General features: G+C 71.1%; 18 protein-coding genes. 7 read left to right on the forward strand and 11 right to left on the reverse strand.

Annotated elements, in window-relative coordinates; translation table 11 throughout:
- Positions 1–202: 202 nt before the first annotated feature.
- Positions 203–1,387, forward strand: coding sequence for an acyltransferase (locus tag AB0M54_RS18255; protein WP_364472559.1), 1,185 nt, complete (start codon positions 203–205; stop codon positions 1,385–1,387).
- Here AB0M54_RS18255 and AB0M54_RS18260 read toward each other — a convergent pair whose 3' ends face one another.
- The 3 genes from AB0M54_RS18260 to AB0M54_RS18270 are packed head-to-tail and all read right to left on the reverse strand — an operon-like array spanning position 1,388 to position 3,929.
- Positions 1,388–1,861, reverse strand: a complete 474-nt coding sequence (locus AB0M54_RS18260; RefSeq protein WP_364472561.1) for a hypothetical protein — start codon at positions 1,859–1,861, stop codon at positions 1,388–1,390.
- Positions 1,858–3,237, reverse strand: a complete 1,380-nt coding sequence (locus AB0M54_RS18265) for a HAMP domain-containing sensor histidine kinase (protein ID WP_364324567.1) — start codon at positions 3,235–3,237, stop codon at positions 1,858–1,860. The genes AB0M54_RS18260 and AB0M54_RS18265 overlap by 4 nt, the downstream gene beginning before the upstream one ends.
- Positions 3,238–3,254: 17 nt before the next feature.
- Entirely contained in the window at positions 3,255–3,929 is a 675-nt protein-coding gene (locus AB0M54_RS18270; RefSeq protein WP_364324570.1) for a response regulator transcription factor, read from the reverse strand.
- A 112-nt stretch (positions 3,930–4,041) separates the two neighbouring features.
- Here AB0M54_RS18270 and AB0M54_RS18275 point away from each other — a divergent pair, with 112 nt between their 5' ends.
- Positions 4,042–4,782: an SGNH/GDSL hydrolase family protein gene (locus AB0M54_RS18275; protein ID WP_364472563.1), complete on the forward strand. Its 741-nt coding sequence runs from the start codon at positions 4,042–4,044 to the stop codon at positions 4,780–4,782.
- A gap of 14 nt (positions 4,783–4,796) precedes the next feature.
- Here AB0M54_RS18275 and AB0M54_RS18280 read toward each other — a convergent pair whose 3' ends face one another.
- Positions 4,797–5,690, reverse strand: coding sequence for a LysR family transcriptional regulator (locus AB0M54_RS18280; protein WP_364324577.1), 894 nt, complete (start codon positions 5,688–5,690; stop codon positions 4,797–4,799).
- Between the two features lie 124 nt (positions 5,691–5,814).
- Between AB0M54_RS18280 and AB0M54_RS18285 the strand changes: the two genes are divergently transcribed.
- Positions 5,815–6,690, forward strand: coding sequence for an oxidoreductase (locus AB0M54_RS18285; protein WP_364324580.1), 876 nt, complete (start codon positions 5,815–5,817; stop codon positions 6,688–6,690).
- A gap of 695 nt (positions 6,691–7,385) precedes the next feature.
- Entirely contained in the window at positions 7,386–8,429 is a 1,044-nt protein-coding gene (locus tag AB0M54_RS18290; protein WP_364472565.1) for an NAD(P)-dependent oxidoreductase, read from the forward strand.
- 99 nt (positions 8,430–8,528) lie between these two features.
- Here the strand turns inward: AB0M54_RS18290 and AB0M54_RS18295 are convergent, their stop codons facing one another.
- From AB0M54_RS18295 to AB0M54_RS18310, 4 genes are read right to left on the reverse strand one after another with little or no spacing between them, the layout of a single operon-like run.
- Positions 8,529–9,206, reverse strand: a complete 678-nt coding sequence (locus tag AB0M54_RS18295) for an ABC transporter ATP-binding protein (RefSeq protein ID WP_364472567.1) — start codon at positions 9,204–9,206, stop codon at positions 8,529–8,531.
- Between the two features lie 27 nt (positions 9,207–9,233).
- Positions 9,234–9,776 (reverse strand): hypothetical protein, encoded by a 543-nt coding sequence (locus tag AB0M54_RS18300; protein ID WP_364324589.1) that lies wholly within the window; start codon positions 9,774–9,776, stop codon positions 9,234–9,236.
- Between the two features lie 35 nt (positions 9,777–9,811).
- The gene (locus AB0M54_RS18305; protein WP_364324592.1) at positions 9,812–11,008 is read right to left on the reverse strand and encodes an ABC transporter permease; all 1,197 of its coding nucleotides are present in this window, start codon (positions 11,006–11,008) and stop codon (positions 9,812–9,814) included.
- Positions 11,005–12,183 carry an efflux RND transporter periplasmic adaptor subunit gene (locus tag AB0M54_RS18310; RefSeq protein ID WP_364472569.1) on the reverse strand — a complete coding sequence of 393 codons (1,179 nt, stop codon included), beginning with the start codon at positions 12,181–12,183 and terminating at the stop codon, positions 11,005–11,007. Before AB0M54_RS18310 ends, AB0M54_RS18305 begins: the two co-directional genes overlap by 4 nt.
- Before the next feature lie 98 nt (positions 12,184–12,281).
- Between AB0M54_RS18310 and AB0M54_RS18315 the strand changes: the two genes are divergently transcribed.
- Together AB0M54_RS18315 and AB0M54_RS18320 are read left to right on the forward strand one after the other, a co-directional pair.
- Positions 12,282–12,968 carry a response regulator transcription factor gene (locus tag AB0M54_RS18315; RefSeq protein WP_364472571.1) on the forward strand — a complete coding sequence of 229 codons (687 nt, stop codon included), beginning with the start codon at positions 12,282–12,284 and terminating at the stop codon, positions 12,966–12,968.
- Complete coding sequence (locus AB0M54_RS18320) at positions 12,968–14,755, forward strand: HAMP domain-containing sensor histidine kinase (RefSeq protein ID WP_364472573.1); 1,788 nt, start codon at positions 12,968–12,970, stop codon at positions 14,753–14,755. The genes AB0M54_RS18315 and AB0M54_RS18320 overlap by 1 nt, the downstream gene beginning before the upstream one ends.
- Positions 14,756–14,864: 109 nt before the next feature.
- On the opposite strand, the gene AB0M54_RS18325 is transcribed toward AB0M54_RS18320, so the two are convergent.
- Positions 14,865–15,569 (reverse strand): SDR family oxidoreductase, encoded by a 705-nt coding sequence (locus AB0M54_RS18325; protein ID WP_364324604.1) that lies wholly within the window; start codon positions 15,567–15,569, stop codon positions 14,865–14,867.
- Positions 15,570–15,924: 355 nt separating this feature from the next.
- Positions 15,925–16,884, reverse strand: a complete 960-nt coding sequence (locus AB0M54_RS18330; RefSeq protein WP_364472575.1) for a LysR family transcriptional regulator — start codon at positions 16,882–16,884, stop codon at positions 15,925–15,927.
- An 89-nt stretch (positions 16,885–16,973) separates the two neighbouring features.
- Between AB0M54_RS18330 and AB0M54_RS18335 the strand changes: the two genes are divergently transcribed.
- Complete coding sequence (locus tag AB0M54_RS18335; protein ID WP_364472576.1) at positions 16,974–17,726, forward strand: alpha/beta hydrolase; 753 nt, start codon at positions 16,974–16,976, stop codon at positions 17,724–17,726.
- 104 nt (positions 17,727–17,830) lie between these two features.
- Here AB0M54_RS18335 and AB0M54_RS18340 read toward each other — a convergent pair whose 3' ends face one another.
- Positions 17,831–18,496: a TetR/AcrR family transcriptional regulator C-terminal domain-containing protein gene (locus tag AB0M54_RS18340; RefSeq protein WP_364324613.1), complete on the reverse strand. Its 666-nt coding sequence runs from the start codon at positions 18,494–18,496 to the stop codon at positions 17,831–17,833.
- Positions 18,497–18,553 lie beyond the last annotated feature (57 nt).

Consider the following 18,553-nt stretch of genomic DNA (forward strand, 5'->3'; position numbering starts at 1 on the left):
GTGAGCAGCGTACGCACACGCTTGTGCCGCGCGGCCCCGGGGGAGGCAGCGCGGGGCCGGAACCAGTTTCCCGGGTTCCCGACGCCGGCGTCTCGACGCGAATCCTGAAGAGCCTCGGGCTTTCGCTGCGTCGGCTCGGGTTGCGACACGATCAGGACGTCGGTCGGACCGGGTCTCGACGTGGATGGCCGACGGTCGGGGCATGGTGAATGTGCACACGCCGTACGTGGCCGCGCTGGAAGGTCTGCGGGGCGCGGCCATCGTGGGGGTCCTGATGTTCCACACCGGGAACCTCGCCGGTGGGTTCCTCGGGGTCGATCTGTTCTTCGCGCTCTCCGGATATCTGATCACCGGTCTGCTGCTGCGCGAGGTCCGATCGACCGGCGGCGTGTCCCTGAGGTCCTTCTGGGGCCGGCGGATCCGCCGGTTGCTGCCCGCGCTCGCGCTCATGCTCGGGTGCGTCAGCGTGCTGGTGTGGGCGCTGATGCCGGACGATCTGGTGCGCTCGACGCTCGCGGACGGGCCGTGGGTGCTGGCGAACCTGATCAACTGGCATCTGCTCGCCGACTCGGCCGGGTATTGGGACCGGTTCGGTGCCGCGCGGGTGTTCGAACACCTGTGGAGCATCGCCGTCGAGGAGCAGTTCTATCTGATGTGGCCGGTGATCGTCCTGCTCATCGCGCGGCGGGGGCGGCGCGCGGATGGCTGGGTCGCGGTGGTCGCTCTGCTGCTGTCGGCGGTGTCGGTGACGCTGATGGCCGTGCTGGTCGATCCGGCGGATCCGAGCCGGGTCTACACCGGCACCGATACCCGGGCGTTCTCGCTGCTGCTGGGCGCCTTCGTCGCCACCGCGCCGGTGCGGTCCTGGCTGGGCCGGGTGGTGGCCGGGCGATGGGCCGAGGTGGGTGGGCTGGTGGTGGTCGCCGGGATCGGCGCGATCTGGGTGCTGGCCGAGGGTGCGACGTCGGCGTGGCTGTTCAGCGGCGGGCTCCTCGCGCATTCGCTGGCGTCCGCGGCGTTGATCGGGTTCTGCGGCGGCCGGCCGACGTCGGTGACCGCCCGGGTCCTCGCGGTGTGGCCGCTGCGGTGGCTCGGACAGCTCTCCTACAGCCTGTATCTGTGGCACTGGCCGGTGATCCTGCTGCTGTCCCCGCGGCGGACCGGGCTCGGCGGCTGGGCCTGGACCGTACTCGTCTGCGTGGTGTCGGCCGTTCTGGCGCTGCTGTCGAAACATCTGGTCGAGGACCCGATCCGGTTCCGGGCCGGGTGGGCTCGGGGGCGGCGGGGTGTGCTGGCGGTCGTCGCGTCGGCGGCCACGCTGCTGCTGCTGTGGACGGCGTTGCCCGCACCACCGGCGCCGGTCGTCGACGTCACCGAACTCGGCTGATCAGCCGATCACCGGGCACGTGCGGGCGCGGTCGGCGGCGGGCTCGGCCACGGTGAAGATGATCCGGACGGTGCTGCGCAGGGATCCTCCGCTCTGCACATGGGCGGCGATCGCCGTGCACACGATCTGGTCGATGCCCCGCGCGGTCACGTCGCGTCCGGCCAGCGGCACCCGCAGCTCGATGACGTCACCGGCGACGATGACGCCGACCCGGGTCACGCCCACGTCCGCGATCTCGGTGCGCCGCTGCGGGGTTCCGGAGCTGGCCAGCAACAGCGACACCGCGTCGGAGATGGTGCCGAGGCGGTCGGTGTCGGGCTGCTGCGCCACCAGCGCGCCCGTGCCATCGACGAAATACAGCGTCATGCCGGGCGCCACGCCGGTCGGGGCGTCGCCGCCGTCGGTCACGCCGGTCGGTTCGATGCCGCACCCGGCGAGCAGCAGCACCGCGACCATCCACCCGGCCCGTCTCATCCCTGCTCCGATCCGGTCGGCAGCGCCGCCACGAACCGGGCTCCCGCGGTGCCGGTGTTCCCGGCGGTCAGGTCGCCTCCGTGCAGGCGCGCGTTCTCGCGGGCCAGGGCCAGACCAAGACCACTTCCCGGGGTACGCGTCCGCGCGGCGTCCGCCTTCCAGAAGCGGTCGAAGACGTGCCGCAGCGCCTCCGGGCGCAGCCCAGGGCCGCCGTCGGTGACCTCGATCAGCACCTCGGCGGCCGTGGCGGAAACACTCACCCGCACCGGCGGAGCGCCGTGCCGCAGGGCGTTGCCGACCAGGTTGGCGACGATGACGTCGAGCCGGCGGGGGTCCAGCCGCGCCTCGAGCCGGTCCGGCGCCGACACGGTCACCCGGTGCAGCCAGCCTCGGGCGCGCAGCGTGCCGTGGACCACGGATGGCAGATCGATCACCTCCCGCCGGAGACCGGCCGTGCCGGCGTCGAACCGGGACACCTCCATCAGATCCTCGACCAGCGCCACCAGCCGGTTCGTCTCCATGATGGCCAGCGTCACCGACTCGCGGGCGTCGGCGTCCATCGCGTCGGCGGCGTCACCGAGGACCTCGACGACGGCGGTGAGCGTGCTCAGCGGCGTACGCAGCTCGTGGGAGACGTCCGCGGCGAACCGCCGCGCCTCGGTCTGCATCCGATGCATCGTGGCCATCGATGTCTGCACCGATGCGGCCATCTCGTTGACGGTGACGGTCAGCTCGGCCAGTTCGTCGGCGCCCCGCGGCGGCGTCCGGGCGCCGAGGTCGCCGTCGGCCAGCCGGCGCGCGGTGTCGCGGAGCTTGGCCACCGGACGCAGGACGCTGCCCGCGGCCACCAGGGCCAGCAGGACCGCGAGGGCCAGCGCCAGCGCCGCGGTGCCCAGGGTGGAGCGTACGAGGCGGTCGACCTGGCGGTCGACGGCGGTGAGATCGCGGGCCGCGTACACCTGGATCCCGGAGGCGGAACGCGCGCCGTCCGGCGCGGTGATCATCACCGGGGTGCCGATCAGCAGCCATGGCCGGTCACCGGCGACGATCCGCTGGGTCACCAGCCGTTCCCGGGCGGCGACGGCGCCGCGCAGCTCGGCGGTGATCAGGCCGGGCCCGTCGCCGGCCGAGGAGCGTAGCGAGCGGTAGACGACCACCGTGTTCGCCCCGACCGCGGCCCGCAGCCGGTCGAGGCTGTCCTGGGCCGGGGGATAGGTGAGGGTGGGTGCGGTCGCGCCGATCTGCTCGGCGACGCCGCGGACCAGTTGTTGCTGGGCGGAGGCGACCAGGGCGGCACGGGCCGACTGGGCACTGGCCCAGGCCGTCACCACCACGCTGAGCGCCGCCACCAGCGCGAAGGCGACGACCAGCCGCATCCGCAGCCCGCGCGGCCTCACAACGGCCCGAACCGGTACCCGAAGCCGCGTACGGTCTGCACGTAGACCGGTGCCGCCGGGTCAGTCTCGATCTTGGCCCGGAGCCGTTGCACACAGTTGTCGACCAGCCGGGAGTCGCCGAGGAAGTCCTGCTCCCAGACCTCGCTGAGCAGCTGCTGCCGGCTGAACACCCGGCCCGGGGCCCGGGAGATGGTCAGCAGCAGGCGCAGCTCGGTCGGTGTCAGCGCCACCGGCCGGCCGCCCACCGAGACGGCGAGCCCCACGGTGTCGATCACCAGCTCCCGGAACAGTTTGGTGCCGTCCGGCGCGCCGACGCTGCGCCGCAGCACCGCCCGGATCCGCGCGTCCAGGACCGTCGGCTGCACCGGCTTGATCACATAGTCGTCCGCGCCCGCCTCCAGGCCGTCGACCACGTGGAAGTCGTCACCACGCGCCGTGAGCATGATCACCGGCACCTCGCCGGCGGACCGGATCCGCCGGCACACCTCGATGCCGTCCATGCCCGGCAGCATCAGGTCGAGCACCACCAGATCCGGTGGCGCGGACCGGAACTCGTCCAGCCCCGCCTCGCCCGAGCCGGCCGTACGCAGGTCATGACCGTGCCGGGTCAACGCGAGCCGCAGCCCTCGCCGCACCAGCGGATCATCCTCGATGAGCAGCACCGATGCCATCCAGGCAGTATGCCGCCGGCGTGCCAGTCCGCACCGATCCCGGCCGCCGCTGCGACACACCTGCGACATCATCCCGGACCGGCCGGGACACGTGCTCGGCACGCTCGACGCCATGATCAGACGCGACAGGCTCATGCTCGGACTGGCGGCGCTCCTCGTGGTGACGGCGGGCTGCTCGGTCGGAGACGACCGACCGGGCGCGCCGTCCGCCGCCCCTCCGGCCGGACCGACCCGGGTGATTCTGCTCGGCGACTCCGTGGCCGCCGGGCAGGCGCTGCCCCTGAACGTGGCGCTCGGCGCCGCCGGGGTCGAGTTCCACTCGATGGCCTCCGACGGCGGCGGCACCGTGGTCGGCCCCGTCTCCGAACAGCTGTGGCGGACGCTCCCGGACCGTCTCGCCGGCGCCCGGCCCAGCACGGTGATCTACCAGATCACCACCTACGACTGGGGCGGCGAGCAGGAACAGCAGGCCGCTTACGAGCGACTGGCCACCACCGTGGCCCAGTCGGGGGCACGGCTGGTCTTCGTCACCATGCCCCCGATCAAACCGGACGACTTCTACGAGCCACACATGGACGAACTCGCCAACGCGGCCGATGCCGCCCGGGCGGTCGGCGCCGGCACCGTCGTGCTCGACGCCGCCGAGGTGTGGGGCACCACCTACCAGCGGACCCGCAACGGCGTCGCGGACCGCAGCTCCGACGGGATCCACACCTGCCCGCAAGGCGCCGCGCGCTTCACCAGCTGGCTGCTCCGCGAACTCGCCGAGCTCTACCCCGGTTTCCGCCCGCCCGACCCGGCGACCTGGGCCAACTCCGGCTGGTCGGGCGACCGACGCTTCATCGGCTGCTGACCCGCGCCTGCTTCCTACGCCGCCTCGGGCAGCACCAGGTCGTGGGCCGACCGCACGAATTCGGCGACCAGCGGGTTCGGGTCGGCGGCCCGCACGGCCACGACCACCTGGCACGGCTCGACGTCGTCGAGGGCCACGGTGGCCAGGCCCGGGCGCAGGGTGTGGCGGCGGTCGCCGGCCGGGACGACGGCGATGGCGGTGCCGCCGGCGATGGCTTCGAGCTTGTCCTCGTACGTCTCGGCCAGCGTGGGACCGAGCGGTGCCGGTTCGCTGTCCGGCCGGGGTTCGAGCCGCCAGAACGTCGTCCACCCGGCGCCCATGCCGGTGCAGCCCACCAGCGGCTCGGCGGCGATGTCCGCGGCCGTGACCGCGTCCTTGCCGGCGAACGGGTGCGACGACGGCACGAGCAGGACCCGGGCCTCGTCGTACAGGACCGTCACCTCGATCTTCTCGGCCGGGATGGGCAGCGGGGTGCGGGTGACCAGGGCGTCGACCCGCCGGTCGAGCAGGGTGGCGGCGTCCTGGGCGGCGAGATGACGGGTACGGACGTGCGCGTCCGGGAAGCGGTGGCGCAGGTTGCGGACCGCCGGTGTGACGACGAGATCGTCGGCGTACCCGATGGTGATCGTGCGCGCCGGCGCCGCAGCCACCGCGGCCTGGATCGCCCGCCCGGCGTCATGCAGCAGGCGCTGAGCCTGGGGCAGGAAGGCGGCGCCGGCGGCGGTGAGGCGGCTGCCCTGGGTGGTGCGCTCCAGCAGCCGCACGCCGAGCACGTTCTCCAGACGCTGGATCTGCCGGCTCAGCGACGGCTGGGCCACGCGCAGCTCTTCGGCCGCGCGGGCGAAGTTCAGCCGCTCGGCGACGACCGTGAAGTACCGGACCAGCCGCAGGTCCAGATCGGGAGGCATCGCTCCAGGGTAGCCCCGCGTCATGCGTTTCCCGCATCACGAGGTGCGATACAGGTCTTGGACGACGAAGCCGGCCCGTTGATGTCATTCCCGGTATGACCATCGACAGACTTCTGGCCGGGCGATGACCATGCGCATCCCGGATCAGACGGGCCGCACCGCGATCATCACCGGTGGCAGCAGCGGCATCGGCAAGGCCGCCGCGGCCGCGCTGGCCGCCAAGGGCGCACGGGTCGTCATCGCGGTACGCGACCAGACCCGCGGCCGCGCGGCCGCCGCCGAGATCGGTGCCCGCGCCGAGTCCCGCCCGCTCGACCTCGGTTCCCTGGCCTCGGTGCGTGAGTTCGCCGATACGCTCGACGGCCCGATCGATTACCTGATCAACAACGCCGGCTTCATGACCGCCACCCGCCGCCTGACCGCCGACGGCTTCGAAGGACAGTTCGGCGTCAACCATCTCGGGCACTTCGCCCTGACGAACCTGCTCGTCGGCCGGATCACCGGGCGCGTGGTCACGGTGACCTCGCGGAACTACCGCGACGCGCACATCGGCTTCGATGACCTGCAATGGGAACGGCGGCCCTACCGCCCGTTCGGCGCCTACGGCCAGACCAAGCTGGCCAACATGTTGTTCACCCGCGAGCTGCAACGCCGCCTGACCGAGGCCGGCTCATCGGTCCGGGCCACCGCGGCGGAACCCGGCTGGGCCGCCACCGGATTCACGATGACCACCGGCCGGCGGATCGTCGACCGCGCGCTCGTGCTGGGCACGCGGCTCCTGGCCCAGAGCGCCGAGGGCGGGGCCCGGCCGACCCTGCTGGCCACCGTGGGTGAGGTGCCCGCGGCCAGCCTCTCGGGTCCCAGCCTGTTCGGCGTACGCGGCCCGGCCGCCCTCGAAAAGGTGTCCGGCGAAGCGCTCGACGACGACATCGCGAGACGATTGTGGGACATCTCCGAGAGCCTCACCGGCACCGGATTTCCGCTGCCGGCCGGCATCTGACCGGGAGCGGTCGAGTTCGCGCGCCCACGCCCCGCAGCTCGCTACCAAGACCGCCGACCAGATCTTTCGACTCCATCAAACGCTACGGCACACGCGTTGACGACTCACGACAATCGGTATCGGTGCGGGTGGCTCAGAGACTCATGCCGGCAAGGAGGGCCCCGGCGGCCACGGGGAGAGCGAGCACAGTCAGGACGGTGAAGGTGAGGATCCGTTCCCGACGGAGGAGTTTGCGACCGGCGACGAGGAGCGAGTCCACCTCCTCGTCACGGAACTCAGTCCGTGCCGTCGGCAAGCTTCCGAGGTGCTTTCGCAATTCGCTCACTACGATGCTCTCGCTCTCCGGTCCACCGGTGAACTCGTCAAGCGCCGGCAGGTGATGAGCGACGCGAGACGGAGCGCCGGAGGGATGAGACCAGGAGCGCGTACGCCGCCTCCAGGGCCGAATTTTTCCAGTCATATCCCCTTGACGGACCTCGCACCGGAAAGGTTGCTCTCCGCCGGCTCGATCGAGCGCCTGATCGCATCGTGAAGGTGCGTCGCACTCATGCGGTCACTCACGCGCCGCGCAACGGCCTGATCTGGCCGCGGGGCCTTCGCCGCCAGCTGAAGTCACCGGCCGATGGCTCGGCATCGATGGCTCGACCCGGCGGCGTCTACGATGCAGGCGAGAGATCAACTTTTATGGAGGTTCTGTGGACGTCTTCCTCACCGGTGGATCGGGCTTCGCCGGTGCGGCCATCATTCGCAAGCTGGTCGCCGACGGGCATGTGGTGCATGGTCTCGCAAGGTCCTCCCGGGCCGCCGAGGCGGTCGCGGCGGCCGGAGCGTTGCCGGTACGCGGCGATCTGGAGGAACTGGTCGAACACGATGAGGCCGATTCCGGTGTGCGCCGGCCGAGCCTCGGGGCCGGCTGGGTGGACGTCCTGGGCAAGGTCGACGCCGTTGTCCACGCGGCGGCCCTCATGGCGTTCTGGGGGCCTGATGAGCTGTTCATCGACCGCAACCTGAGACCGGCACTGGCTCTGTACCGTGCCGCCGTCGCCGCCAAGGTCAAGCGATTCGTTCTGCTCTCGGCGGCGAGCGTCTCCACCGGCGGCAACGACGCGAGCGTCGTCGACGAGATCTCCGACACCGGCCGGCCGAACATCGCCTACAGCCGGATCAAACTGCGCACGGAGCAGGAGATGCTGTCACAACCCCATGAGGACACCGCCCTGGTGATCCTCCGGCCGCCGTTCCTGTGGGGCCGCGGGATGAATCTGCGGGGATTCATCGACACGGTGGAGGCCGGCCGGTTCTCCTGGATCGACGAGGGCCGGCACACGATCGATTTCTGCCACGTCGAGAACCTCGCTCACGCCGCCGCCCTGGCGCTCACCCGGGGCGAGCACGGCCTGGTCTGCTATGTGACCGACGACAGCCCCCGTGCTGTCCGGGAGTTCTTCACCCCGTTGCTCGCCACCCAGGGCATCGACGTGAGCAAGGCGGCCAGCTACCCGCGGGCAATCGCGTCGCCACTCGCCACGCTCATGCAGACCTTGGCCAGAGCCCGGCGCAGCGCCACCGCACCGCCACTGACTCAATGGATCATCTCGTTCATGGGGCGGGACCGGGCCTACGACATCACGCGGGCGCGCACCGCCCTGGGTTACACGCCGGCCGTCACCGTGGACGAGGGCCTCCGTCAGATGACTGAGACTCCGACGCCCGGTCAACAGGCCGGTGGCACCGCATGACCGGCGAGCGTGAACCTTCCCGTGACTATCCGGTCGATGTGTTACTGACCGTAGCGGATAAGCCTCCTCGTCAACATCCGGCGCCGCCGCGGGTGGGGATCATTGGATGATGTCGGCGACCAGGCGGCCGTCGCGGATCTCGATCCGGCGCGGCAGGGCCACGGCGATGTCGCGGTCGTGGGTGATCACGGCGATCGTGCTGCCCTCGGCGTGCAGCTGCCGCATGAGTTCCAGGACGGCCCGCCCTGTCGCGGTGTCCAGGGCGCCGGTCGGTTCGTCCGCCAGCACCAGCGCCGGTTTGTTCACCAGCGCGCGGGCGATGGCGACACGCTGGCGTTCACCGCCCGAGAGCTGGCCCGGGCGGTGACTCATGCGGTGGGCCAGTCCGACCCGGGCCAGCGCCTCGCGGGCCATCGCGGGACGGCGCCCGCGCGGGATCCCGCAGTAGAGCGCTCCGGTCGCCACGTTCTCCTCGGCGGTCAGCCCCTCGGCGAGGTGGAACTGCTGGAAGACGAAGCCGAGCATGCGCCCGCGCAGCGCGGACAACTCCCGGTCCGTCATGCGGGACGTGTCGTGGCCGCCGAGATGCACCGTGCCGGTGGAGGGGCGGTCCAAGGTGCCCATCAGGTGCAGCAGGGTGGATTTGCCCGAGCCGGACGGTCCGACGATGGCCAGCAGCTCACCGGCTGTGATGCGCAGGGAGACGTCCGCGAGCGCGTCGACCCCGCCCGGGTAGCGCTTTCCGGCGCCGTGCACCGCGAGGACGGTGTCTGCCATCAGGTTGTCCCTCCGGCTCGATCGTTGCTACTGGAACTTGGTGAGCTTCGAGCAGTTCTCGGTGATCTTGGTGACCCGGTCATCGAAGCTGTCACCCTCCTTGTTGAAGGTGATCAACGGGCCGTCTCCGCGGACGGAGACATCGACGCCCGCGTCCTGAATGCACTTGACGAACGCGTGGTAGCGGTCCGCGTACTCCTCGAAGTTCTGTCGTTTGAGGCGCTCCATGGCAATTTCCGGTTGTTTGCCGTGACATGCCGCGAACGCCTCGGGGTGCGTTCCCGACTCCTCCTCCACGGTGGGCTTCCACATGCCGTGGCCCAGGTCCTTCCCGGGCAGGCCGTGGTCGCGCAGGCATCGGTTGTAGACCTCACCCATCCTGCCTACCTCTTCCCGGGAGGTGTCCGCCCTGATCAGCGGGCGCTTGTCCTCCTCGTCGGCGGGCGGTTTGGCCGACGGGGCGGCGCTCTGCAGGGTGGCTACCTTCGGCTTGGCCGACGGTTCGGGGTCCGAGGTCCCGCAGGCGGCGAGGGCCAGAGCCGCGACGATGATGGTGACTGCTTTTCGCATGCGCCTCAGCCTGGACCAGAGGTGTATAGAACCTGTCAATTCGCGGCGAGGGCCTGGGTGGGGGTCAGCCGGGAGGCCCGGACGGAGGGATAGACGCCGGCCACCATGCCGATCAGTACGGCGCCGCCGAGGCCGGCCAGCACCGCGGCGCCGGGTATGACCACGGGCCACCCCTGATACGTCGCATAGCCGAACGTCGTCAGCAGTCCCAGAGCTGTTCCGGCGGCGCCGCCGAGCACCGAGAGCACCACGGACTCGGTGAGGAACTGCCCGCGAATCTGCCCACGGTTCGCCCCCAGCGCCCGGCGCAGCCCTATCTCGGACCGTCGTTCCAGCACCGAGATCACCATGGTGTTGGCCACCCCGATCCCGCCGACCAGCAGGGCGATGCCGGCCAGCCCGAGGAACAGCGCCGCGAACGCGGTCTGGGTGAGGCGTTTGGCCGCCAGCGCTTCGGAGGGCCGGGTGACGATCGCCTTGCCGGGACTCTGCGGGTACACGGTGGCCGGCAGCACGGCGCGTACCGACTCGATCGCGTCCTCCTGCGACTGGACGTACACGACGGTGGGGCGCCCGTCGAAGCCGAGCCAGTCGCGGGCCGCTTCCCAGCCGACCAGCACCGAGCGGTCGAGCTCGGCGGAGAGCGGTATCGGGGCGAGGATGCCGATGACGGTGAACCAGGTGTTCCCGATCAGGATCAGCGGGCCGGGGGAGCCGTCGATCCGGTTGATGCCGAGCCTGGTCGCCGCCACGGCGCCGAGCACCGCCGTGGGGAACGCCGAGGCGGGCGGGGCCAGCCACCGGCCCCGGGCGATCCGGGCGTTGACGCTCTCCGGCAGGTCGAGGCTGCTGGCCAGGACCGCCAGCCCGGAGCCGGCGGCGCCGGCCTGATCGGAGCGGCGGACCACCGCGTGGGTGTTGCCGACCGCGCCCGAACGCAGGATCGGGCCAATACGCTCGACCATGCCGAGCGCCGTCGGCGGGAAGGCGACCGGTGGATCGGCGTCGGGCGGGGTTCGCACCTCCAGCACGTTGGTGCCGAGCGCGGACAGCTCGCGCACAAGCGAGGCCTGGCTCGACGCCGGGATGCCGATCACCACGATCATGGTCGCGATGCCGATGGCGATGCCGATGGCTGACAGCGCCGCCCGTCCCCGCCGGGTCCGGATGCCGATCAGCCCCAGGGCCAGCAGATCAAGCGGTGACAGGCGTACGCGCCGGGTGTCGGTCATGACGCCGTCACCACGCGCATGCCGGCGGTCAGGCCCGCGCCGGTGATTTCGACGTAGCCCTTGGCGTACAGGCCCGTCTTCACCGCGAAGAGCCGGCCGTCCTCGGTCTGTACGGCGTAGCCGCCCTCGGCGAGCGCGAGCAGCGCGTCGACCGGCACGGCCAGCACGTCCCGATGCGTCTCGGCGGTGAAGGTGACCTGCACCTGACCGGCGTCCAGCGCGGCGACCGCCTTTGGATCGTTCACCGTGACGACCACGGTGAAGCCGGGCTCGTCGCCGGATCCCTCGACCGGCGCGGTGGCGCCCACTGAGCTCACCGTGCCGGGGACCTCGTCGTTGTCCGGCATCGTGATCGTGGCTCGGTCGCCCTTGTCGATTGCGGCCGCCTGTCCGGGTTCGGCCGCCACCGTGATGACCTTCGCGGTGGTCGAAACGGTCAGCAGAGGCCCGGACGCCGGGGCACCCAACTGCACCGACAGCGAGTTGACGCGGACAGCGCCCGGGAAGACGACGACGTCGGCCGCCTCGATCCGGCCCGTCACCGGCAGCCGCTCGGCGCGCTGCCAGCTCTTCACGGCAGCGATCAATGACCGGGTGTACACGCCCTCACCGCGCCCGACCACCACCGAGCGGGACACCGGCGCGGGAGCCGGCGCCGCCGCCGAATGTGACGGTGCCGGTGATGAAGCCGTGGGTCGGGCGGGAGACTGCTGTGTCACGCGTTCGCCACTCTTCGGCTGACGGCCGATCGGATAGCCGAGCGCCTCGAGGTTCTCGGCGACGACCCGTACGTCGCGGCCCACCGTGCCGGGCTCACTCAGCGTCCGATAGAGCGGCATGCCGCCGAGGAACAACGACACCGCTTCGTCGTCGACCCGGAACATCTGGTCGCCCCGCCCGATGGTGGCGCCGGCCCGCGGCAGCCAGGTGACGACGCCCTCGCGGGTGCCGATGACCGGTCGCGCCGCCCCGAAGCCCAGCTTGCCGGGCAGCGACTCGCTCGTCGACATGGTCTGCTCGACGACCTCCGTGGTGTTGACCGCCACGAAACCGACCGGTTCGCCGGCCGGGGGCTGATGATGGGCCAATCGCATCCCGATGACCACGGCGCCGCCGGTCACGGCGAGGGCCAGAGCACCGTACAGGATCCGCCGGGCCTGGTGAGAAGAGAGCATGACCGCGATTGTGGAAGGGAATTGTCCGCTTGCTGTCAACGCGGCTGTGTGATCATCAGCGGCTCCGGCGGTGGGCCGCCCCGACCTATAGTCGCCGCATGTGCGCGTACGTATTGATCGCCGAGGACGACCCGCGGCAGGCCGAGGTCCTGCAGTGGTACCTCGACGCCGAGGGCTACGACACCGCCGTGGCCCTCGACGGCCGGGTCGCGCTCGCCCGGGCCCGGGACCACGAACCCGACCTGCTGATCCTCGACGTGATGATGCCGCACCTCGACGGGCTGACCGTCTGCCGCACGCTGCGCCGCGAAAGCGACGTGATGGTCCTCATGCTCACCGCCCGCGCAGGGGAGGACGACCTGCTGCTCGGCCTCGACGTGGGCGCCGACGACTATCTGACCAAGCCCTACAGCCCACGCGAACTCGTCGCCCGGGTGCGGACCCTGCTGCGCCGCCGGGCACAGATTGCCGCGGCCGGCACGCTGCACCGGATCGGCCGGCTCGTCGTCGACCTCGGCCAGCACCGAGCCACCGCCGACGGCGCGGCGATCGACTGTACGCCGGCGGAGTTCGCCATCCTCGCAGCGATGGCGGCGCACCCCGGTCAGGTCTTCAGCCGGGCGCAGCTGATGGAGCACACTCGCGGATTCGACCGGGAGTCCAACGCCCGCACCATCGACATGCACGTCATGAACCTGCGCCGCAAGATCGAAGCGAATCCGCGGCGCCCGGCGCACCTGCTGACGGTGTACGGGGTCGGCTACCGCCTCACCGACGGCACCTGATGCGCCCGCCGCGGCTACCGCTGCACCGGCGGCTGACCACCCGGCTGCTGACGACCTCGATCCTGATCGCCATCTGTGCGACCCTCTCGACGGCCTGGCTCGTCGCTCGCACCGCGACCAGCGCCGTCCGCCAGGAGCAGGGCCGCTCGCTGGGCGAGGAGAAGAGCGTCTACGACCTGCTGCTCGGCTACGCGGCCACGCATCGCTCCTGGTCCGACGTCGAACCCGTGCTGCGGGAGCAGTCCGCGCGACTCGACCGCCGGATCACCCTGATCGGCGAGGACCAGCGCCTCATCGCCGACTCGGGGCCGGGCCCGTCGCTGCGCACGGCCCGGGCGGCGGCGACCATCGACCCGCTGCACGTCGACGCGGCGCTCACCGACGGCACGGACCGCATCGACCCCCGGGCCGTCGGCCCGTACGCCCTGCCGCCGCTCGAGCGCCTCCAGTTGCGGACCACCGCCGACGCCGAGGTGGCCTGCATGCGCAAGCAGGGCTTCGACGCGACCGTCGATGTCACGCCCAGCGGCCGTCCCGTCGTCCGGCTGCTGAGCGCCGACGCCAAGAACGAAACGGCCGGCTGCCGTACCGATCATGGGCTGGGCTTCGCCACGAGAAGCGAGCAGCAGCTTCTCACTGTCCTCGAGCGACAGACGCGGAAGTGCCTGGGCGCGCGCGGCGAGGAGTTCGTGGCGATCCAGCCCGATTTCACCGTCTACGCCGTGCTGCCCGGTGCCAGCTCGGAGCAGATCAGCGACTGCGTGGATCGGGCCCGCCGGGCGCAGTTGCGGCCGTACGTCGCACCGCCCGCCCAGATGTTCGTCACGGACTCGGACACCGGCGCCGCGCAGCCGGCGTTCAACCTCTCCCGCGGCAATCTCGCCACGATCACCCTCGGCACCGCCGCGGTGCTGCTCGTCGCCGTCGGCGCGACCGTCCTGGCGGGTCGCCGCCTGGTCCGGCCGCTGCACGCGCTCACCGAGGCCGCCCGCCAGCCCGTCGACCGGCAGAGCCCGGTGGCGGTGTCCACCCGTGACGAGGTCGGTTACCTGGCCGCCGCGTTCAACGACTTGTCCGAGCGGCGCCGGCAGGTGGAAGAACAACGCCGGCAGCTCGTCGCGGACGTGGCGCACGAATTGCGTACGCCGCTGACCGTGATCCGTAGCCGGGTCGAGGCGGCGCAGGACGGTCTCACGCCGCTCGGCCCGGCATTGCTGGACGTGATCCTGGGCGAGGCGAAACTGCTGCAGCACGTGATCGACGATCTCCGCGACTTGGCTGCCGCGGACGCGGACACTCTGCGGCTGCACCCGGAGCCGGTCTGGATCGCCGACAACCTGGAGCAGGTCGTCGAGGCTCACCGCGCCACGGCCGAGCAGGCTGGGGTGGCGCTGCGGCAGGACACCGCCGGCGCGGAGCTGGTGCTGGTCCTCGACCCCGTACGCCTGCGCCAGCTGGCCGGCAACCTCGTCACGAACGCGATCCGGCACACCAGGCCGGGCGGTAGCGTCACGATCAGCACGAGGCTCGCCGACGAAGCGCTGACCATCACGGTGGCCGACACCGGGGTCGGCATCGCCCCCGACGACCTGCCCAGGGTCTTCGACCGGTTCTGGCGCGCGGACGCCTCCCGCAGCCGCAGCACCGGCGGCACCGGTCTCGGCCTTCCGATCGCCCGCAAGCTCGCGGAGGCGCACGGCGGAACGATCACGATCGAGAGCCGGCTGGGTCACGGTACGGAGCTGACGGTCACCCTGCCTGCGCACCTTCCTGCCAACGGTTCGTGATCCGGCACGAGGCTCAACCTCGTCCTGCGGCGATGAGGCTGTGGCTGTTTCCTGTAGCGCTTTCCTGTAGCGCTGACGAACCCGGACCGTCCGTGCGGGTTCGACAGGCTCAGACGTGTCCGCCGTCGGCGGACAGGTCGATGCCGTTGGCGAGCGGGTTCTCCAGCAGGAACAGGCTGGCGTTGACGATGTCGTCCATGCGGGCGAGTTCGCCGGTGAGTGCTTGCTTGCGCCAGAAGTCCACCATGTCCTTGCGGCTTTCGTCCTGCCAGAACGGGCTGTCCTCGATCGGCCCGGGGTGGATCGCGTTGACCCGGACGGGGGCCAGTTCGACGCTCAGGGTCCGGACCACCCCGGTGACCGCACTGTTGACCGCGGTGACGGTAGTGGAACCGGGGTAGGGGTAGGCCTTGGCCATGCCGCCGAAGATGAGGATCGAGGCGTCCTTGGCCATCCGTGGGGCCAGTGCGCTGACCACGGCCGTGTAGCCGACGATCTTCGTGACGGCCAGTTCGGTGGCTTTCGCGATGTCGTATGTCGCCAGCGTGTTGCGGTCTCGGACCGCGCCGACGATGGCGAGGCGGTCGATTCGCTCGGTCGAGGCCAGGACACCAGCTAGTTCGCCCGGCACGCTCAGGTCCAGGGCCATGCCCGAAACGGTCCCGGTCACGTCCTTGGACAGCTCCGCGGCCACGTCGGCGGCCCGCTGCGCGTCGCGCCCCGTGATCACCACGTTCGCACCTTGGCGCGCGTACTCAGCCGCGAGCTGGAGACCGGTTCCCTGTGTTGCTCCGACGATCAGTACTGACTTCATGAATCCGCGAGTCCTTCTGTGGTTGTGCCGGCGGGAGCGACATGTTCGCCGCCGCGAACTGACGTCGGCCGAGTGGTTGTCCGACGAAGTCACGCCGCACGGGCGGCCGGGCCGGCAGACTAGTTAATGTGTGAACCTAGGTCAGTACTGGTTAACGTGTCAACCATTTTCCGGTCACTGAACGAACACAGGGGTCCTGGCGTGCGCTTCACCGGGAGCTCCGTCAGCCCTGCGGACTCTCCAACCCGATTACGAGGTCCGGGCTCATCTCTCGGAAGCGCCCGAACGCCGACTGAGGTCGTTCGAACTGGATCGATTGCTGCCGCGGCGACGAGCGGCGAGATCGCGCCAGCGCCTACGCCGAAGCAGCCTGGACCGCCGCCCTGGAGGCGGTGTAGGTCGCCGACCGGTTCCATCTTGGCAGAACCTCGCCACAGAAGGTTGTCCGGTCACTCATGCTCGCCGAGTCACGGGACTCGCACGCGGCGACGAACCGAGCGACCCTGGTCGACGTCTGATCCGACCTCCAGACCAGCCGGACCCGTGCCGGGACCAGGCCGTTGACCCGGACCAGGCGAACCCCGGACAGCGACGGGATCTCGGCCACCATCGGCAGCGGCACGAACGCGATGCCGTTGCCGGAACGAACGTGCACGATGAGCTGGAGCAGGTCCTCCACCTCGGGCCCGGCCAGGGGCGCTCCGTCCAGCCAGTGATCGCGCTCCGGTCCGGTGGTGCCGGCCCAGCCCAGGACGTGATCCGCGAGAAGCCCGGCGCGGTCGACGACGTCCCGCCCGGCGAACCGGTGGTTCGCGGGCAGCATCGCCACCCGCTCCTGGACGGTGACCAGGGCGGTTTCCAGGGCGGTCTCGTCGAACTCGCCGCCGACCAGAGCGACGTCCACCGCCCCGGAGCGCAACGATGCCAGTTGCGTCCGCCAGTGGGCCATGACCGGCTCGACCTGATGGCCAGGGTTGGCGGTGATCAATTCGCCGAGCAGCTCGTAGTCGCATGCGCGGGCGCTGACCCGGATGGGTGGCTTGCGCACACCGACCTCCCGGGACTGTCGGACGGCGGCGGCGACCTCCCGGTCGATCGCCCGGGCCCGGTCGGCCAGGATGTCGCCGGCGGCGGTCAGGACGGCCCCGCGCGGCAGCCGGTCGACGAGGGCGACCCCCACGGACCGTTCGAGGGTGGCGATGGCCCGGGTCAGGGCGGGCTGGGTCATCCCCAGGCTCGCGGCGGCACGGGTGATGCCGCCCTCGTCGGCGACGGCGATCAGGTAGCGCAACTGGCGAAGCTCGACATCGGCCACCCCGCCAGTCTGGCATGCCCGCCCGGCATGGCCGCGCATGCCGGGATCGGCCTGGCCATGGGCCTCGGGGGTACGAAGGATCGTTGGTCATGACCACAGTCTTCGTTCATGGTGTGCCGGAAACGCCGGCCCTCTGGGACGCCGTCCGGCGTCTGCTCCCGGGTGACAGCGTGGCCCTGCGGCTCCCCGGCTTCGGTTCGCCCCGGCCGCCGGAGCTGATCGACAAGGACGCGTACGCCGTCTGGCTCGCCGACCAGCTGAGGGAGCTCGGTGACGACATCGATCTCGTAGGCCACGACTGGGGCGGCCATCTGGTCATGCGGGTGGTGTCTGCCTTCCCCGGCGTACCCGTCCGCAGCTGGGTCTCCGACGTCGCCTACGGCTGGCATCCCGGCTACCGGTGGCATCCGATCGCCACCATGTGGCAACAGAGCCCGGAGGGTGAGCAGTCCCTCGCGTCCGTCCGCGCCGGCACTCCCGGCACCTTCGGTCAGCTGCTGGGCCCGCGCGGCCTGACGGCCGAGGTGGGAGCCGACATCGACGCGGCGCACGACGAGACGATGGACGCCGCGATCCTGGCGCTCTACCGCTCCGCGTGGCCGAACTTCGCCGCCGACTGGAAGGCCGGGCCGATCGACGCTCCCGGCCTGATCCTCATGCCGACCGGCGACGTGATGGACGGCGTCGACCCGGACGAGGTCCGCGCCCAGAACGAGGAGGTCGCCGCGACGACCGGCGCCCTCCTCCGCGAGCTCGACGGTGTCGGCCACTACTGGATGCTGCAGGACCCCGAACGGGCCGCCGACACCCTGCGCGCGTTCTGGGCAACTGTGGCGCGCTAGGGTCCAACGGCCTGAGGCGGTCTGCGCGCCGCTCACGCATGGTGACGGGTAATGGCCCCGTCCCGCAGGCGTCGGCCCGCCCCGCCGATGCCAGGATTCCGGACCTATCTCCGCGGCCTGACGCGCAGGCCGTCGATCAGCGCCGTGAGCCCGAACTCGAAGTGGGTGGCGAAGCCGGGATCGGTCAGTGCCGCGCCGGCGGTTGCCAGCGCGGGATAGGTCCCGGAGTCCAGGGCGGCCCGCAGTCGCATGACGTCGGCCGGGTCGCCGGCGGCCGCTTGCTCCTCGAGGGTGTGCCCGACAGTGAAATGCACGATGGCGAACATCGCCCGTGCGGCGTCGCTGGGCGCGAAGCCGGCCTTGATGAGCGACGCGACGGCGGTCTCGGCGAACTGCAGCGTGTTCGGCCCGACCGAGCGGGTGCCGGCGTAGACGCGGGCGCCGTCGCGATGGGCGAGCAGGCGGGCGCGCAGCCGATGGGCGAGCGCCGTGACGGTCTGCTTCCAGTCCGGGCTGTCGGCGACGTCCCCGCAACCGGCCAGCATCCGCTCGGCCATCGCGGTGAGCAGATCCTGCTTGGTGGCGAAGTACCGGTAGAGGGCTCCGGCCCGCGCGTCCAGCGCATCGCCGAGGCGACGCATCGTCAGCGCGTCCAGCCCGCCCTCGTCCAGGAGCCGCAACGCCTCGTCGATGGTGCGATCGCGGTCGAGCCTGGGCGGCCGGCCGCGGGCGGGACCGGACTGCGGTTCGGGGGTTGCCAAGGAGGCCATGCTCCCCACTATAGTGAACGCCGTTCACGTGAACGCTGTTCAATAATTCAGACGGAG

This window comes from Actinoplanes sp. NPDC051470, from assembly GCF_040682035.1.
Classification (GTDB): domain Bacteria; phylum Actinomycetota; class Actinomycetes; order Mycobacteriales; family Micromonosporaceae; genus Actinoplanes.

Excerpts from the sequence above, each read along its gene's own strand:
- AB0M54_RS18315 (WP_364472571.1), top strand. The coding sequence starts at position 12,282 with ATGTGCGCGTACGTATTGATCGCCGAGGACGACCCGCGGCAGGCCGAG.
- AB0M54_RS18335 (WP_364472576.1), top strand. The coding sequence starts at position 16,974 with ATGACCACAGTCTTCGTTCATGGTGTGCCGGAAACGCCGGCCCTCTGG.
- AB0M54_RS18340 (WP_364324613.1), bottom strand. The coding sequence starts at position 18,496 with ATGGCCTCCTTGGCAACCCCCGAACCGCAGTCCGGTCCCGCCCGCGGC.
- AB0M54_RS18265 (WP_364324567.1), bottom strand. The coding sequence starts at position 3,237 with ATGCGGCTGGTCGTCGCCTTCGCGCTGGTGGCGGCGCTCAGCGTGGTG.
- AB0M54_RS18275 (WP_364472563.1), top strand. The coding sequence starts at position 4,042 with ATGATCAGACGCGACAGGCTCATGCTCGGACTGGCGGCGCTCCTCGTG.
- AB0M54_RS18305 (WP_364324592.1), bottom strand. The coding sequence starts at position 11,008 with ATGACCGACACCCGGCGCGTACGCCTGTCACCGCTTGATCTGCTGGCC.
- AB0M54_RS18260 (WP_364472561.1), bottom strand. The coding sequence starts at position 1,861 with ATGAGACGGGCCGGGTGGATGGTCGCGGTGCTGCTGCTCGCCGGGTGC.
- AB0M54_RS18270 (WP_364324570.1), bottom strand. The coding sequence starts at position 3,929 with ATGGCATCGGTGCTGCTCATCGAGGATGATCCGCTGGTGCGGCGAGGG.
- AB0M54_RS18310 (WP_364472569.1), bottom strand. The coding sequence starts at position 12,183 with ATGCTCTCTTCTCACCAGGCCCGGCGGATCCTGTACGGTGCTCTGGCC.
- AB0M54_RS18295 (WP_364472567.1), bottom strand. The coding sequence starts at position 9,206 with ATGGCAGACACCGTCCTCGCGGTGCACGGCGCCGGAAAGCGCTACCCG.
- AB0M54_RS18280 (WP_364324577.1), bottom strand. The coding sequence starts at position 5,690 with ATGCCTCCCGATCTGGACCTGCGGCTGGTCCGGTACTTCACGGTCGTC.
- AB0M54_RS18325 (WP_364324604.1), bottom strand. The coding sequence starts at position 15,569 with ATGAAGTCAGTACTGATCGTCGGAGCAACACAGGGAACCGGTCTCCAG.
- AB0M54_RS18300 (WP_364324589.1), bottom strand. The coding sequence starts at position 9,776 with ATGCGAAAAGCAGTCACCATCATCGTCGCGGCTCTGGCCCTCGCCGCC.
- AB0M54_RS18285 (WP_364324580.1), top strand. The coding sequence starts at position 5,815 with ATGACCATGCGCATCCCGGATCAGACGGGCCGCACCGCGATCATCACC.
- AB0M54_RS18255 (WP_364472559.1), top strand. The coding sequence starts at position 203 with ATGGTGAATGTGCACACGCCGTACGTGGCCGCGCTGGAAGGTCTGCGG.
- AB0M54_RS18320 (WP_364472573.1), top strand. The coding sequence starts at position 12,968 with ATGCGCCCGCCGCGGCTACCGCTGCACCGGCGGCTGACCACCCGGCTG.